Annotated in this window: 15 protein-coding genes and 1 tRNA gene; 12 read left to right on the top strand and 4 right to left on the bottom strand. The window is 68.2% G+C overall.

The features are described 5' to 3' along the window. Position 1: 1 nt before the first annotated feature. Entirely contained in the window at positions 2-883 is an 882-nt protein-coding gene (locus tag QM019_RS04540; protein WP_282852025.1) for an alcohol dehydrogenase catalytic domain-containing protein, read from the bottom strand. A gap of 127 nt (positions 884-1,010) precedes the next feature. On the opposite strand from QM019_RS04540, the gene QM019_RS04535 reads away from it, so the two are divergent. Both QM019_RS04535 and QM019_RS04530 read left to right on the top strand, forming a co-directional pair. Further along, entirely contained in the window at positions 1,011-1,841 is an 831-nt protein-coding gene (locus QM019_RS04535; RefSeq protein ID WP_282852024.1) for a siderophore-interacting protein, read from the top strand. Between the two features lie 80 nt (positions 1,842-1,921). Next, complete coding sequence (locus QM019_RS04530; protein ID WP_282852023.1) at positions 1,922-2,722, top strand: aldo/keto reductase; 801 nt, start codon at positions 1,922-1,924, stop codon at positions 2,720-2,722. A 129-nt stretch (positions 2,723-2,851) separates the two neighbouring features. Here QM019_RS04530 and QM019_RS04525 read toward each other — a convergent pair whose 3' ends face one another. Beyond that, positions 2,852-3,505 carry an MBL fold metallo-hydrolase gene (locus tag QM019_RS04525; RefSeq protein WP_282852022.1) on the bottom strand — a complete coding sequence of 218 codons (654 nt, stop codon included), beginning with the start codon at positions 3,503-3,505 and terminating at the stop codon, positions 2,852-2,854. Positions 3,506-3,632: 127 nt separating this feature from the next. Between QM019_RS04525 and QM019_RS04520 the strand changes: the two genes are divergently transcribed. The 8 genes from QM019_RS04520 to QM019_RS04485 all read left to right on the top strand — a co-directional run bounded on the left by QM019_RS04520 (position 3,633) and on the right by QM019_RS04485 (position 11,336). After that, positions 3,633-3,708 (top strand) — tRNA-Glu (locus QM019_RS04520). Between the two features lie 102 nt (positions 3,709-3,810). After that, positions 3,811-4,665: a PP2C family protein-serine/threonine phosphatase gene (locus QM019_RS04515; RefSeq protein WP_282826305.1), complete on the top strand. Its 855-nt coding sequence runs from the start codon at positions 3,811-3,813 to the stop codon at positions 4,663-4,665. A gap of 177 nt (positions 4,666-4,842) precedes the next feature. Beyond that, positions 4,843-6,303: a 3-isopropylmalate dehydratase large subunit gene (leuC, locus tag QM019_RS04510; protein ID WP_125107847.1), complete on the top strand. Its 1,461-nt coding sequence runs from the start codon at positions 4,843-4,845 to the stop codon at positions 6,301-6,303. Next, positions 6,303-6,956 carry a 3-isopropylmalate dehydratase small subunit gene (leuD, locus tag QM019_RS04505; protein ID WP_193128310.1) on the top strand — a complete coding sequence of 218 codons (654 nt, stop codon included), beginning with the start codon at positions 6,303-6,305 and terminating at the stop codon, positions 6,954-6,956. The genes leuC and leuD overlap by 1 nt, the downstream gene beginning before the upstream one ends. Beyond that, entirely contained in the window at positions 6,953-8,329 is a 1,377-nt protein-coding gene (murA, locus tag QM019_RS04500) for a UDP-N-acetylglucosamine 1-carboxyvinyltransferase (protein ID WP_282852021.1), read from the top strand. Before leuD ends, murA begins: the two co-directional genes overlap by 4 nt. A 3-nt stretch (positions 8,330-8,332) precedes the next feature. After that, positions 8,333-9,148 (top strand): lysophospholipid acyltransferase family protein, encoded by an 816-nt coding sequence (locus tag QM019_RS04495; RefSeq protein ID WP_282852020.1) that lies wholly within the window; start codon positions 8,333-8,335, stop codon positions 9,146-9,148. Continuing rightward, entirely contained in the window at positions 9,145-10,230 is a 1,086-nt protein-coding gene (locus tag QM019_RS04490) for an NAD(P)H-dependent glycerol-3-phosphate dehydrogenase (RefSeq protein WP_125107850.1), read from the top strand. Before QM019_RS04495 ends, QM019_RS04490 begins: the two co-directional genes overlap by 4 nt. Beyond that, a complete protein-coding gene (locus QM019_RS04485; RefSeq protein ID WP_282852019.1) occupies positions 10,227-11,336 on the top strand; it encodes a D-alanine--D-alanine ligase family protein in 1,110 nt (369 codons plus the stop codon). The genes QM019_RS04490 and QM019_RS04485 overlap by 4 nt, the downstream gene beginning before the upstream one ends. A gap of 35 nt (positions 11,337-11,371) precedes the next feature. On the opposite strand, the gene QM019_RS04480 is transcribed toward QM019_RS04485, so the two are convergent. Beyond that, complete coding sequence (locus QM019_RS04480) at positions 11,372-11,860, bottom strand: DUF3515 domain-containing protein (RefSeq protein WP_125107852.1); 489 nt, start codon at positions 11,858-11,860, stop codon at positions 11,372-11,374. 58 nt (positions 11,861-11,918) lie between these two features. On the opposite strand from QM019_RS04480, the gene thiL reads away from it, so the two are divergent. Continuing rightward, complete coding sequence (gene thiL, locus QM019_RS04475; protein ID WP_282852018.1) at positions 11,919-12,941, top strand: thiamine-phosphate kinase; 1,023 nt, start codon at positions 11,919-11,921, stop codon at positions 12,939-12,941. Here the strand turns inward: thiL and rsmD are convergent. After that, entirely contained in the window at positions 12,917-13,480 is a 564-nt protein-coding gene (rsmD, locus tag QM019_RS04470; protein WP_282852017.1) for a 16S rRNA (guanine(966)-N(2))-methyltransferase RsmD, read from the bottom strand. The two genes, thiL and rsmD, sit on opposite strands and share 25 nt — an antisense overlap. Positions 13,481-13,551: 71 nt before the next feature. Here rsmD and QM019_RS04465 point away from each other — a divergent pair, with 71 nt between their 5' ends. Continuing rightward, complete coding sequence (locus QM019_RS04465; RefSeq protein ID WP_125107855.1) at positions 13,552-14,520, top strand: AAA family ATPase; 969 nt, start codon at positions 13,552-13,554, stop codon at positions 14,518-14,520. The last annotated feature ends 3 nt before the right edge of the window (positions 14,521-14,523 follow it).

The raw sequence follows: 14,523 nt of genomic DNA, 5'->3' as shown, positions 1-14,523 counted from the left end.
CCTAGTGCGGCACGACGACGGCGCGGCCCGAGAGCTTGCCGTCGTGGAGGTCGTGGTAGGCCTGCAGTGCGTCGGCCATCGCGTAGCGCTTCACCTCGGGCTTGATCTGGCCGTTGCGGTAGAGCTCGGCGACCTCGTAGAGCTCCTCGATCGTGCCCCAGTAGGTGTTCGTGAGCTCGCGGATTCGCTCGACCTGACCCTCGCCGCCGGGCACCGTGACGGCGCCGTTGCGCTCGGCTTCGGCCATCGCCTCGGGCTTCATGTCGGTCGCGATCACGGTGGCGCCGGTGATGGCGCGGAGGATCTGCACGGCCACCTGGCCGAGGCCGCCGAGGCCGATGACGAGCGCGGTCTTGCCGCCACCTGCGAGCTTCGGCAGCGCGAGCTTGATGGCGTGGTACGGCGTGAGACCGGCGTCCGACAGTGGCGCGGCGTCAATGGGGTCGGCTTCGCCGAGCGGCACGAGGTTGCGGGCGGGCACGACGAGGTATTCGGCCATGCCACCGTCGCGGCCAAGGCCAGACGCGAGGTACGGCATCGTGGCGACGTTGTCGCAGTAGGTGTCCTGCCCACGGCTGCACGCGGCGCAACGGCCGCAGCCGATGGGGCCGTAGACGAGGTACGCGTCGCCCTTCGTGAACCCGGTGACGCCCTCGCCGACTTCCTCAACCCAGCCGGAGTTTTCGTGGCCGAGCGTGAACTCGGGCTGCATCACGCGCGCGACGGGGAAGTCGGCGTCGTAGTCGCTGAAGACCGCGACGTCGGAGTGGCAGGCGCCTGCGCCGGCCACCTTGAGCAGCACCTCGCCGGGGCCCGGCGTCGGCGTTTCGATGTCCTTGAGTTCGGGGAATGTCTTCCAGTTCGTGAAGCGAACTGCCTTCATGATTTCCACCTGGAAACCGCGCCGGGTTCCCGCCTGGAACCGCGTGGGCGCGGCGTTCACGTCAAGTGTAGGTCTGGGAATCTGAATGATTTCGCCCGGTCGGGGTTGCAAGTTAGGCTTGCCTAATATGACGACCGCGAATGCACAGCAACCCCGCAAGGCCAAGCCGCAGACGGTGCTCGAGGTGGTGCGCACCACCCGACTCAACGACTGGATGCAGCGGGTCACGCTCGGCGGCCCGGGCTTCGCCGACTTCGTGCCGAACGACTCGACCGACGCGTACGTGAAGCTCGTGTTCGTGAAGCCCGAGCTCGGCCTCACGCCCCCGTACGACATGGCGGTGCTGCGCGAGGAACTTGCCCCCGATGACCGCCCGCTCACGCGCACCTACACGATCCGCTCGATCGACGCCGAGGCGGGCACGCTCGACATCGACTTCGTCATTCACGGCGAGGACGGCTACGCCGGCCCGTGGGCCGCGACGGCGCAGCCCGGCGACCAGCTCGTGCTCCTCGGCCCGGGTGGCGGCTACGCACCCGATCCCGCGGCCGACTTCCACCTGCTCGTCGGCGACTCGTCGGCGCTGCCCGCGATTGCGGCCGCGCTCGAGAGCATGCCCGCCGACGCCCGGGGCCTGGCGATCGTCGCGCTCGACCACGAGGAGGAGCGGCAGGAGGTCGCGCATCCGGCTGACGTCGAGCTGCTCTGGCACGTCGAGGAAGGCATCGCGGCCGACACCGAGCGGCTCGCGGGGCTCGTGACGGCGCGCGACTGGCCCGAGGGCGACGTGCAGGTCTTCGCACACGGTGAGCGCGAGACGATCAAGGCGCTGCGTCGCGTATTCCGCGAGCGCGAGGTGCCGCGCGAGCGACTCTCGATCTCGGGCTACTGGGCACTCGGCCGCACCGAGGATCGCTTCCAGGCCGAGAAGCGCGAGCCGATCGGCGAGATCGATTAGCGACGAGTCGGTGGCCGCGCAGCCGGAGCCCGGAGCCGGGCATCCGGGCGCGGCTCAGCCTGCGGGCATAGCGTTTGAGCATGACCGACAACGAACTTCAGCAGCAAACCATTGGCTTCGGCACCTGGCCGTTCCAGGACGATGAGGCGACCACCGCGGTCGCGAGCGCGATCGGCGTCGGATACCGCCTCATCGACACGGCGTCGCGGTACGAGAACGAGGCAGCGGTCGGGCGCGGCATCGCCAGGAGCGGCGTGCCCCGCGAGCAGTTGTTTGTGCAGACGAAGCTGCGCGGCAACGACCATGACCGCGTTGGTGACGCGCTGAAGTCGAGCCTCGGGCTCCTCGGGCTCGACTACCTCGACTCGTGGCTCATCCACTGGCCGCTGCCGATGCTCGGTAAGTACGTCGACGCGTTCGAGCAGATGCTGCAGGCGCGCGACGAGGGGCTCGTGCGGAACATCGGCGTCTCGAATTTCTTACCGGAGCACCTCGACGCGCTCGAGGAGCGCACGGGCGAGCGACCCTGGACGAACCAGATTCAGCTCGACCCGGGCCTGCGCCGCGACGATCTCGTCGCCGAACTGCGGGCCCGAGACATCAACATCCAGGCGTGGTCACCGCTCGCGCGGGGCGACGTCGGGCAGGATGCGGTAAGCGAGATCGCGCGCGCCCGAGGCCTCTCGCCGGCGCAGGTCATGCTCGCGTGGCACTCCGCGATCGGCAGCGTGCCGATCGTGCGCTCGGCGAACACCGACCGCCAACTGCAGAATCTCGAGGCCGTCCGCATCCACCTCGGCGACGACGAACTCGCCGCGATCGCGAAGCAGCCGCAGCGCGAGCTCGGCGACTTCGACCCCCGCACCCACGACGAGCGCTAACCGCGTGGCGTCGCCTGTCCTCGCCGCTTGCCAGCCATTGGGTGCGGTTCTCTCCGGGAGCTGCGGTTGTGGCCGCATCGTTCGTAGAAAACTGCACCCAATACAACGGCGGCGGATGCGCGGCTGCCGTTAGAGCTCGAAGGAGTCGTAGGGTGCGAGGTCGAGATACTTCGCGCCGACCGACTCGGCGATCTCGCTGAAGCGCGCCGTCGCGAGCTGTTTTCCTGGCAGGGCGAGCAACATCTCGTGCACGCCGAAGGCCCACTTGGGGCGCACCTGCGCGAGGTAGTCCATCGACTCGGCCATGCGCATCCAGGGCCCGTACTTCGGCACGGCCAGCGCCTCGACGGGCAGCGGCGGTAGATCGTAGGCGTCGCCGCAGTAAGCGAGCTTGCGGTTGATGACGACGCCGAGGTTGTCGATGATCGGAATCGATGAGTGGATCTCGGCGTGCTTGCCGCCGAAGCACGAGATCTTGAATTCGCCGATCTCATAGTTCGCGCCCGGCTTGCCGACGATGACGTTGCGCAGGCCCTCGATGCCGGCGTCTCGGATGCGCTCGGCCGTCGCCGCGGTGGTCACGACAGTCAGGCCGGGGGAGCGCTCGGCAAGCCGCGCGAGCTGCTCGGTCGTCCAGTGGTCATCGTGCTCGTGCGTGATGGCGACGAGGTCGACGAGCGCGGCCTCGGTGATCGGGGTCGTGAACTTGCCCGGATCGATGAAGCACTTGCGGCCGCTCTCCTCGACGAGGATGCAGGCGTGCTCAAGCTTGGTGACTCGCACGGAGTCTTCCTTTCGGATCGCTCGGATTGGCCCAACCTTGGGCCCGAAAAAGGGCAACCTTAGAATTCTCGCACGCCGATTTGACCATGCGCTGAACCATGTGCCAAGATAGACGAGTTGTCAGCGCGGCCCCATCGTTTAGCGGCCTAGGACACCGCCCTCTCACGGCGGCAGCGCGGGTTCAAATCCCGCTGGGGTCACCAACCTGACAAAGCCCGGATCGCAAGGTCCGGGCTTTGTTGGTTTCCACGGCGTGCCTCGAACCCGCTATGGTTTTTTGGCAGGCAGAACGCATAGGGGTGGAAGTGGCCGAAGAGCTAATCACTACGCTCGCGACCCGCGGCGGCAACATTGAACTCCGCGCCGTCGCAGCGACGGACATCGGTGCTGTGCGCGCCGTCAACGAGGACTCCGTCTACACCCGTGCACCGATCTTCCTTGTCGCCGACGGCATGGGCGGCCACCACTACGGAGATCGCGCGAGCCAGGCTATCGGCGCGGCCTTCGACGAGTTGCTGCCTTCGAGTGAGCCGTCGACCCCCGCCGAAATCCTCGCTGTCATCGACGCGGCGAACGACCGCATCCAAAACCTCATCACCGAGGCCGACGGCCCAGGGGCGGTCGCCGGCACGACCCTCACCGGCGTCGCGCTGGTCGAGGTCGCGGCGGGCGACGGCGACGAGATTCTGCCGCACTGGATGATCTTCAATGTCGGCGACTCGCGTGTCTACAGCTGGAATGGCCGCGAGGTCGTACAGATCACAGTGGACCACTCGGCGGTGCATGAGCTTGTGGCGCTCGGCGTCATCACGCCGGAGGAAGCCCTCGTGCACCCTGACCGCAACGTCATTACCCGCGCCGTTGGGTCGGATACCTTCGTTGACACTGACCTCTGGCTCATGCCCGTGCAGGGCCACCAAGTCTTCATCATCTGCTCCGACGGGCTCACGAAAGAGCTCGAGGACGAGCAGATCTCGGCGACGATTCGGAACCACATCGAGAACACCCACGACAAGGACACGCTCGCGCAGGCGCTCGTTGCGGAGGCGCTGCGGCATGGCGGCCGCGACAACGTCAGTGTCGTGGTGGTTGAGTCGACCGTGGTCGCTCCTGAGGGTGTTGAAGCACCGCCGAGCGCTTCCGCCGAGCCGGGCCAGTGAGACTACGTTCTCGGCGAACGTCGAAAACGACCTACCTGACGAATTTGGGCCGGTTGCTACGATGACGTGCATGCGTGTTCTGCGGCTCTTTCTGTGCCGCGACGGGATTTAGCCAAAGGCGACCCCGTCGCGGAGTCAGTCATCGCCTGAACCGCTGAACCAAGAGAAATTGGAACCATGAGCACAGAATCCGCACAGGCGCCCAAGACGCTGCCCGAGAAGGTGTGGGACGCCCACATTGTGAAGCGCGGCGAGGACGGTGCGCCCGACCTCATCTACATCGACCTGCACATCATGCACGAGGTCACGAGCCCGCAGGCCTTCGATGGCCTCCGTCAGGCCGGCCGCCCGGTGCGCCGCCCCGACCTCACGATCGCGACTGAGGACCACAACACCCCGACGGTGAACATCCTCGACCGCATCGCCGACGACACGTCGCGCACGCAGATCGACACCCTGCGCCACAACGCCGAGGAGTTCGGCATTCGTCTCCACTCGCTCGGCGACCGCGAGCAGGGCATCGTGCACGTCGTCGGCCCGCAGCTCGGCCTGACGATGCCCGGCGTCACGGTCGTATGCGGCGACTCGCACACCTCGACGCACGGCGCGTTCGGCGCGATGGCGTTCGGTATCGGCACGTCGGAGGTCGAGCACGTGCTCGCCACCCAGACCCTGCCACTGAAGCCGTTCAAGACCATGGCCATCAACGTCGAGGGCACGCTGCGCCCCGGCGTGACGGCGAAGGACATCATCCTCGCGGTCATCGCGAAGATCGGCACCGGCGGCGGCGCGGGCTACGTGCTCGAATACCGCGGTTCGGCGATCCGGGAGCTCTCGATGGAGGGCCGCATGACGATCTGCAACATGTCGATCGAGGCGGGCGCCCGCGCGGGCCTCGTCGCTCCCGACGACACGACGTTCGACTACCTCAAGGGCCGCCCGCACGCGCCTGCGGGCGCTGACTGGGATGCCGCGGTCGAGTACTGGCGCACCCTGCGCACCGACGAGGGAGCGACGTTCGACGCTGAGGTGTTCATCGACGCGAACGAGCTCGAGCCCTTCGTGACCTGGGGCACGAACCCCGGCCAAGGTTCGCCGCTGTCGGAGGTCGTGCCGAACCCGGCCGACATTGCCGACCCGAACGAGCGCACTGCCGCTGAGCGCGCGCTCGAATACATGGACCTCAAGGCCGGCACGCCGCTCAAGGACGTCAAGGTCGACACGGTGTTCATGGGCTCGTGCACGAACTCGCGCATCGAAGACCTCCGTGCCTTCGCGAGCATCATCGAGGGCCGCCAGAAGGCGGATGACGTTCGCGTCATGGTCGTGCCGGGTTCGGCCCGCGTGCGCCTGCAGGCCGAGGCCGAGGGCATCGACCGCATCGTGAAGGACTTCGGTGCCGAGTGGCGCTTCGCCGGCTGCTCGATGTGCCTCGGCATGAACCCCGACCAGCTCGAACCGGGCGAACGCTGCGCCTCGACCTCGAACCGCAACTTTGAGGGCCGCCAGGGCAAGGGTGGCCGCACCCACCTCGTCTCGCCGCTCGTCGCGGGCGCGACCGCGGTGCGCGGAACGCTCTCAAGCCCATCCGACCTGGAGCCCGTCGTGGCACCGGCACACGCGGGAGAGGCCGCCTAATGGACAAAATTTCAAGGATTGACGGCACCGGAGTTCCGCTGCGCCGTTCGAACGTCGACACCGACCAGATCATCCCGGCGGTGTTCCTCAAGCGCGTCACGAAAACCGGCTTTGACGATGCCCTGTTCGCGAACTGGCGGCAGGACCCGGAGTTCATCCTGAACCAGCCCGCGTACGCGAGCCCGCGCGTGCTCGTCGTCGGCCCCGACTTTGGCACCGGCTCGAGCCGCGAGCACGCCGTGTGGGCGCTCAAGGACTACGGCTTCCAGGCGGTCATCGGCTCGCGCTTCGGCGAAATTTTCCGCGGTAACTCGGGCAAGCAGGGCCTGCTTATCGCCATCATCGAGGAGCCCCAGGTCGAGCAGATCTGGGAGTACCTCGAGGGCGACCCCGGCGCCGCGGTGACGGTAGATCTTGAGGCGCAGCTTGTGCGCGCGGGTGAACTCGAGTTTGGTTTCGAGATCGACCCGTACATGCGCTGGCGCCTCCTCGAGGGGCTCGATGACATCGGGCTGACCCTCCGCGACGAATCGGCAATCGACGAGTTTGAGAAGACTCGCCCGAGCTGGATGCCGCGGACCCTGCCCGCACTGGGCGAAACTGAGCCGGGAATCCCGGCAATTACCGAAGCAACTGGAGGGAATCGCGCGTGAGCACACTGACTGAGGACGCTGCACGTTTCGCAAAGTTCTCGGGACTCGACGCCGACACCATCACTTTCCACGGGGGCCAGCCCCTCAACGGACGTGTCCACGTACGTGGTGCCAAGAATTTTGTAACCAAGGCCATGGTCGCGGCCCTGCTCGCCGATACGCCGAGCGTGCTGCGCAATGTGCCCGACATCTCTGATGTTCGCATCGTTTCGGGCTTGCTCGGCGTGCACGGCATCGAGATTGACCGCGATGTCGAGGGCGGCGAGATCCGCCTCGACCCGTCGAACGTGAAGCGTGCGCACTCGGCAGAGATCAATGCGCACGCCGGGTCGAGCCGCATCCCGATTCTGTTCTGCGGCCCGCTGCTGCACCAGCTCGGCGAGGCCTTCATTCCCGACCTCGGTGGCTGCCGCATTGGTGACCGCCCGATCGACTTCCACCTCTCGGCACTGCGCTCGTTTGGTGCCACGGTCGACAAGCTGCCCGAGGGCATCCGCCTCACCGCGCCGAACGGCCTCACGGGCGCGAAGATTCACCTCGACTACCCGTCGGTTGGCGCGACCGAGCAGGTGCTGCTCACCGCCGTGCGCGCGCAGGGCCTCACCGAGCTGTCGAACGCCGCCATCGAGCCCGAGATCATGGATCTCATCAACCTGCTCCAGAAGATGGGCGCCGTCATTTCGGTGGACGCCGACCGCGTGATCCGCATCGAAGGTGTGTCGTCGATGCACGGCTACGACCACAAGTCGCTGTTTGATCGCAACGAGGCCGCGAGTTGGGCTGCCGCCGCACTCGCGACCCGCGGTGACATCTTCGTCGAGGGAGCGACCCAGAGCGAGATGCTCACCTTCCTCAACGTCTTCCGCAAGGCGGGCGGGCGCTTCGAGGTGCAGGACGACGGCATTCGTTTCACGCACCCCGGCGACGCGCACGAGCTGCGTCCCGTCGTGATCGAGACGGATGTGCACCCGGGCTTCATGACTGACTGGCAGCAGCCGCTCGTGGTCGCGCTCACGCAGGCCCCCGGCGTCTCGATCGTGCACGAGACCGTGTACGAGCAGCGCTTTGGCTTCACCGAAGCGCTCTCGGCCATGGGTGCGACCATCGAACTGCACCGAGAGTGCCTCGGTGGCCAGAAGTGTCGCTTTGGCCAGCGCAACTTCGTGCACTCGGCCGTCATCTCGGGCCCGTCGCAGCTGCACGGCGCCGACATTCAGGTGCCCGACCTGCGCGGTGGCTTCAGCCATCTCATCGCCGCGCTCATGGCGGAGGGCGAATCGCGCGTCTCGAACGTTGGCATCATCGCGCGTGGCTACGAGAATTTCCTCTCGAAGCTGCGCGGCCTCGGCGCCGACTTCGAGATCGAGAACTAGACGATGGCGCGAGGTGGACGCTACCCGGAACGGCGCAAACCGTCGCTGTTCTGGGTGATGGCGGGCATCGCGGTGCCGCCATGGTCGCTGCTAACGAAGTACGAGATTCGCGGGAGCCTCCCGCCCACCGGGGCGGCGGTGCTCGCGCCGAATCACTACTCCGACATCGACCCCGTCTCGAACGGCGTCGCGGTATGGAAGCTCGGCCGAAAGCCGCGCTACATGGCGAAGGCCTCGTTGTTCAAGGTGCCCGTCCTCGGCTGGTTGCTGCGCAAGTCCGGGCAGATCCCGGTCGAGCGTGCCCGCGCCGCGAACCTCAGCGGCAGCATGTCGGCCGCCCGCGAGCTCGTGAGCCAGCAGGGCATCGTCATCGTGTATCCAGAGGGCACGCTCACCCGCGAGCCCGACTCGTGGCCGATGCGCGGTAAGTCGGGCGCGGTGCGCCTTGCCCTGGAATCGAATGTGCCGCTGATCCCCATGGCTTCGTGGGGTGCGCAGGCACTCATGCCGCGCTTCGAGAAGAAATTCAAGTTTCGGTGGCGCACGCCGATCATCGTCAACGTTGGCGAGCCAATCGACCTGACCGAGTTTGCCGGCAAGCAGACCTCGCGCAGCGCGGTCGAGGAGGCGACGCGTCGCCTCATGGCCGAGATCACGCGTCTGCTCGAAGAGATTCGCGAGGGCGAGGCGCCCGCCGAGGTCTATGACCCCGCGAACCATGGCGAGACCGAGTTCGGGCTGCCGACGAAGGTGCAGGAGGAACGCGCCTCAGCGAAGCTGCGTCGTCGGCGCGGCAAGAACGAGGGGTCGGCGAAATGAGCGAGTGGTACCCGCTCACCCAACCGCTGACGCTGCCCGCGTTCGCGGAAAACGAGCGGCAGCCCGCCGAGCAGGAGCGCGTGGTCGTGGTTGGCGGCGGTAACTGGGGCACGACCTTCGCAAAGGTTGTCGCCGACGGAGGCCGCGATGTCACGCTCGTCGTGCGGCGCCCCGAACTCGCCGCCGAGATCAACGAGGCGCACCGCAACACCCTCTACCTGCCGGGCGTGAACCTGCCCGCGCGCATCCGCGCCACCTGCGACACCCGCTCGGCCGTCGCTGACGGCTCGATTATCTTCCTTTCGGTGCCCGCGCAGTCGGCCCGAGAGAACCTCGAGGAGTTCTCGTCGGCGCTGTCGCCTAACGCGGCGATCGTGAGCCTCATGAAGGGCGTCGAACGCTCGACCGGCAAGCGCATGAGTGAGGTCATCTCCGAGGTGGCGCACCTCCACGGCGACCGAGTCGCGGCCGCGAGTGGCCCGAACATTGCGCTCGAGATTGCCCGCGAGCAGCCGACGGCGATCGTGGTCGCGAGCCAGTCGCGCGAACTCGCCGTGCGCGTCGCGCAGGTCGCACGCAACAGCTACCTCCGCAGCTACGTCAACGAGGACGTCATCGGCACCGAGTTCGGCGGCGTGCTCAAGAACCTCATCGCCATCGCGATCGGCATTTGTGACGGCGTCGGCTTCGGCGAGAACACCAAGGCGTCGATCATGACCCGCGGTCTCGCCGAGATCACCGATTTCGCGGTGGCCCTCGGCGCCTCGCGCGACACCATGATGGGCCTCGCGGGCATGGGCGACCTCATCGCGACGTGCATGTCGCCGCTCTCGCGCAACTTCACCGCCGGCCGCCTGCTCGGCCAGGGCTACAGCTACCAAGACGTCAACTCGCGCATGGAACAGACGGCCGAGGGCCTGCGCTCGGTATCGTCGATTCTCCAGATTGCGAATTCGCGCCGCGTGCCGATGCCAATCGTGCAGCAGATCGCCGATGTGCTGCAGGGCAAAATGCATCCCTCCGACCTCGCGCCGCACCTCGCCACCGAACACGACGAAGAACCGCAGGGAGAAACCGCATGACCGACACCACCGCACCGCTCACGACCGTGATGCTCGTCTTCGGTGGCCGTTCGAGCGAGCACCAGATCTCGTGCGCCACGGCGTCGGGCGTGCTCGGAGCGATCGATCGCGACCGCTACCGCGTGATTCCCGTCGGCATCACACGTCAGGGCGCGTGGGTGCTCGAGGACGACGACGCCGAGAAGTTCCGCCTCGACCCCGAGCATCTGCCCGAGATCGTCGACAACGGCACCCGCATCCTGCTGCCCGACTCGGCCGACACCCGCGAGCTGCGCGTGCTGCGCGACGGCGTCATCGAGTCGCTCGGCGACATCGACCTCGTGTTCCCGGTGCTGCACGGCCCGTTCGGCGAGGACGGCACCCTGCAGGGCGCGCTCGAGCTCGTCGGCCTGCCGTTCGTCGGCTCGTCGGTGCTCGCGAGCGCCGTGGGCATGGACAAGCATTACACGAAGCTCGTGCTCGAGGCCGCGGGCATTCGCACCGCGCCCGGCATCACGGTGAACGCGCAGGAGTGGGCACAGGCCGGCGACATCGTTACCTCGCGCGTCGCCGATGAGCTCGGCTACCCGGCCTTCGTGAAGCCCGCCCGCGCCGGGTCGTCGGTGGGTGTGTCGAAGGTGGATGCGCCTGAGGCACTTGCCGAGGCAATGCGCGTCGCGCTCGCCGAAGACGACCACGTGCTCATCGAGCGCGGCATCTCGGGGCGTGAGGTTGAAATCGCGGTGCTCGCGTCGCGCCCGGGGGAGCGCCCCCGGGCGTCGGTTGCTGGTGAGATCGTCATCTCCAACGGCGGCTTCTACGACTTCGCGTCGAAGTACCTCGACGACTCCGCGGCGCAGCTCGTGTGCCCGGCCGAACTGACCGATGCACAGCTCGCGGCCGCGCAGGACCTCGCGGTGCGCGCCTTCGAGGCGCTCGGCTGTGACGGGCTCGCCCGCGTCGACTTCTTCCTCGACGACGAGGGCTTCCTCATCAACGAGGTGAACACGCTGCCCGGCTTCACGCCGATCTCGATGTTCCCGCGCTGCTGGCAGGAGACGGGCGTGAGCTACCCCGAGCTCATCACCGAGCTCATCGAGGTCGCGCTCTCGCGCCACGCGAAGTAGTGATCCCGCGCTCGCCCGAGGTGTGGCGGGCCCGGCTACGGGGTGTTGAGCAGGTCGTCTGGGCCGACGCACGCGCCGGTCTGCGGCAGCATGCCGACCGCATCCTGCAGGTCGATGAGGGCGTTCGTGCCCGAGACGCCGGTGCTCGAGTCAATCGCGACCTCGACGGCTGGCGTGCGCCCGTAGCTCGTGTACCGGTAGGTCGGTGCCTCGGAGGCGTCCTCGATCCAGTCGATGCCGTTGAGCGAGATGCACCGGTCGCTCGTCGGCCCCGGCGAGGGCACGCCGCAGCGCAGCAGCACCGACGCGGGATTGCCCCATGCACCCGTGGCCTGCGCGTTCGTTTCGCGCTTCTCGAGGCCGTCGACGGTGTCGGGCAGACGCACCGTGACGTCGGCGCACTCGGGCGCGGCGGCCGACTCGGCGGGTTGCATCGCGACCGATGGGCCGCTGCAGCCCGACAACAACACGGCGGATGCGGCGATGGTGAGCGCCGCCAGGGGGCGCAGCGAGAAGCGAGACATTGTGCTCACAAGCTTATCGGACCGCGGCCGCGGTGGCAGGGCGCGGTATGGTGGCGCGGTGACCGAACCCATGGCTGCCGCCGAGACCGTTGCCGAGCTCGGCGAGCGCGAGGTGCTCGCGCGCATCCTGCGCCGCCTGCCCGACGTCGAACTGCCGCTCGGACCGGGCGACGACTCGGCGATCCTCCCCGCCCCCGACGGCCAGGTGGTCGTGACGAGCGACACGATGATCGAGGGGCCCGACTTTCGGCTCGAGTGGTCGTCGCCCCAGCAGCTCGGCCACAAAGCCATGGTGTCGAACCTGTCGGACATCGCCGCGATGGGTGCCCGGCCGACCGGGCTCGTCGTGGCCCTCGCGGTGCCGGGCACGACGAGCGCCGCGTTCGTCGAAGGCCTCGCTGAGGGTATGGCGGGGGCGCTGCGCCGGCACGCGCCCGGCTACGGCATCGCCGGTGGCGACCTCGCGACCGCGCCGCAGGTGCTCATCGCCGTCACTGCCTTCGGCTCGCTCGACGGTCGGGCGCCGGTGCTCCGTTCGGGCGCGCGACCGGGGGATGCCCTGGCGGTCTCGGGGGCGCTCGGCCAGTCGGCTGCTGGCCTGAAGCTGCTCTTCGCCGGGCTCCGCAAGAGCCGCGACGCCGAGGCCCAGCGGCTCATGAACGCGCAGCTCGCGCCCGAGCCAGATCTCACGGCGGGCCTGCGCGCGGCCAGGGCCGGCGCATCCGCGATGATGGACCTCTCGGACGGTCCGCTGCTCGACGCCGACCGCTTGGCGACGGCCTCGCGCGTGCGCATCGATCTCGAACCTGGCCGCTTCGCGCACCTGAGTGACCGCCTCGCCTCGCACCTCGCGCGGCTGCTCGGCCTCAAACCGCTGGCGAGCGCGGAGCTCGCCCTCGAACTGCAGCTCACGGGCGGCGAGGAGCACACCATGCTCGCGACGTTCCCCGAGGGGGTCGCCCTGCCCGCCGGCTTTACCCGCATCGGCACGGTGCACGAGGGCACGCCGGGCGTGACGGTCGGCGGTCGGCCGGCGGCCGCGAAGGGGTGGGACCCCTACCGCGACGCGAGTTCGAAGTAGCGCACCACCGTCTCGCCGTAGTCCTTCTGTCGCCACAGGACGTACCCCTCGGGCGCCTCGATGGCGTCGCTGCGACTCGACCGCTCAACGACCACGAGGGCGTCGGGGGAGAGAAGGGGGAGCAGCAGCTCGAGCTCGCCGTACACGGTCGCGGTGGCAACGTCGTACGGCGGGTCGATGAACACGAGGTCGAATTCGCCAAGGCCGCGGGCGAGCCAGCGGGCGACGGGCGAGTTCTCGACCGAGGCCGAGGCCCGGGGGAGCTGGCGGGAGACGGCCCGCGCATTCGTGCGCAGCAGCCGCGCCGCCTGCTCGAACTTCTCGACGAGTACGACCGACTCGGCGCCTCGCGAGAGCGCCTCGAGCCCGAGCGCGCCGGTGCCGGCATAGAGGTCGAGCACCCGAGCACCGTCGAGTTCGAAGGCCGAGTCGAGCGTTGAGAACATCGCCTCGCGCACCTTGTCGCTCGTCGGCCGGGTGCCGCGTGGTGGCACCTCGAGGCGCACCGCTGCCGCCTGGCCACCAATAATCCGAGTCACGCACCGATCCTAGGCCCCGGATGGCCCGGTCGATGCGGGATTTGTCGCCGGGTCGTGGAAAGATAGCGCGCATGAGCCAGCACCAGGATTCGGCCGCGCATCTGTTCCAACTTACGAGCAATCTGCGCGACGCCGTGAGCAGCGTCATCGTCGGCAAGTCCGAGCAGGTGCGCCTCGCCGTCACCGTGCTGCTCGCCGGCGGCCACCTGCTGATGGAAGATGTGCCGGGCGTCGGCAAGACCGTGCTCGCGAAGACCATCGCGCGGGCGATGGACTCGAAGGCGAGCCGCATTCAGTTCACGCCCGACATGCTGCCGAGCGACGTGACCGGCGTTGCGGTGTACGACCAGCACACCTCGCAGTTCGAGTTTCAGCCGGGCCCGATCTTCGCGAACATTGTCATCGGCGACGAAATCAACCGCGCCTCGCCGAAGACGCAGTCGGCGCTGCTCGAGTGCATGGAGGAGCGCCAGGTGTCGGTCGACGGCGAGACGCACCGCCTGCCCGACCCCTTCACCGTCGTCGCCACGCAGAACCCCTCCGAGATGGAGGGCACCTACCCGCTGCCCGAGGCGCAGCGCGACCGCTTCATGGCCCGCATCTCGATGGGCTACCCCGACCGCGCGGCCGAGCTCTCGATGCTCGAGTCGCGCGATCGCAGCGACCCGCTGACGCAGCTCGCGCCGCAGGTGACCGCCGCGCAGATGCGCGAGATGATCGCCCAGGTGCAGGAGATCTACGTCGCCCAGAGCATCAAGGCGTACGTTGTCGAGCTGTCGCGTGCGACCCGCGAGCACCAGGCGGTGCGCGTCGGCGTGAGCCCGCGTGCTTCGCTGCACCTGTTGCGCGCGGCAAAGGCCGCCGCCGCGGTGGCCGGCCGCGGCTACGTGATTCCCGATGACGTGCGCGGGCTCGTCGGCCCCGTTTTCGGCCACCGGCTCGTGCTCGGTGCCCGCGGCCGTCAGGCGTCGTCCTACGCCGAGGCCGAGCGCGTCCTCGCCGAGATCGTCGACCACATCCCCGCGCCGACCGGAGCGTAGCGA

This window comes from Gulosibacter sediminis (genome assembly GCF_030011715.1).
Taxonomy (GTDB): domain Bacteria; phylum Actinomycetota; class Actinomycetes; order Actinomycetales; family Microbacteriaceae; genus Gulosibacter; species Gulosibacter sediminis.
This window is presented reverse-complemented; position numbering and strand designations above follow the sequence as displayed.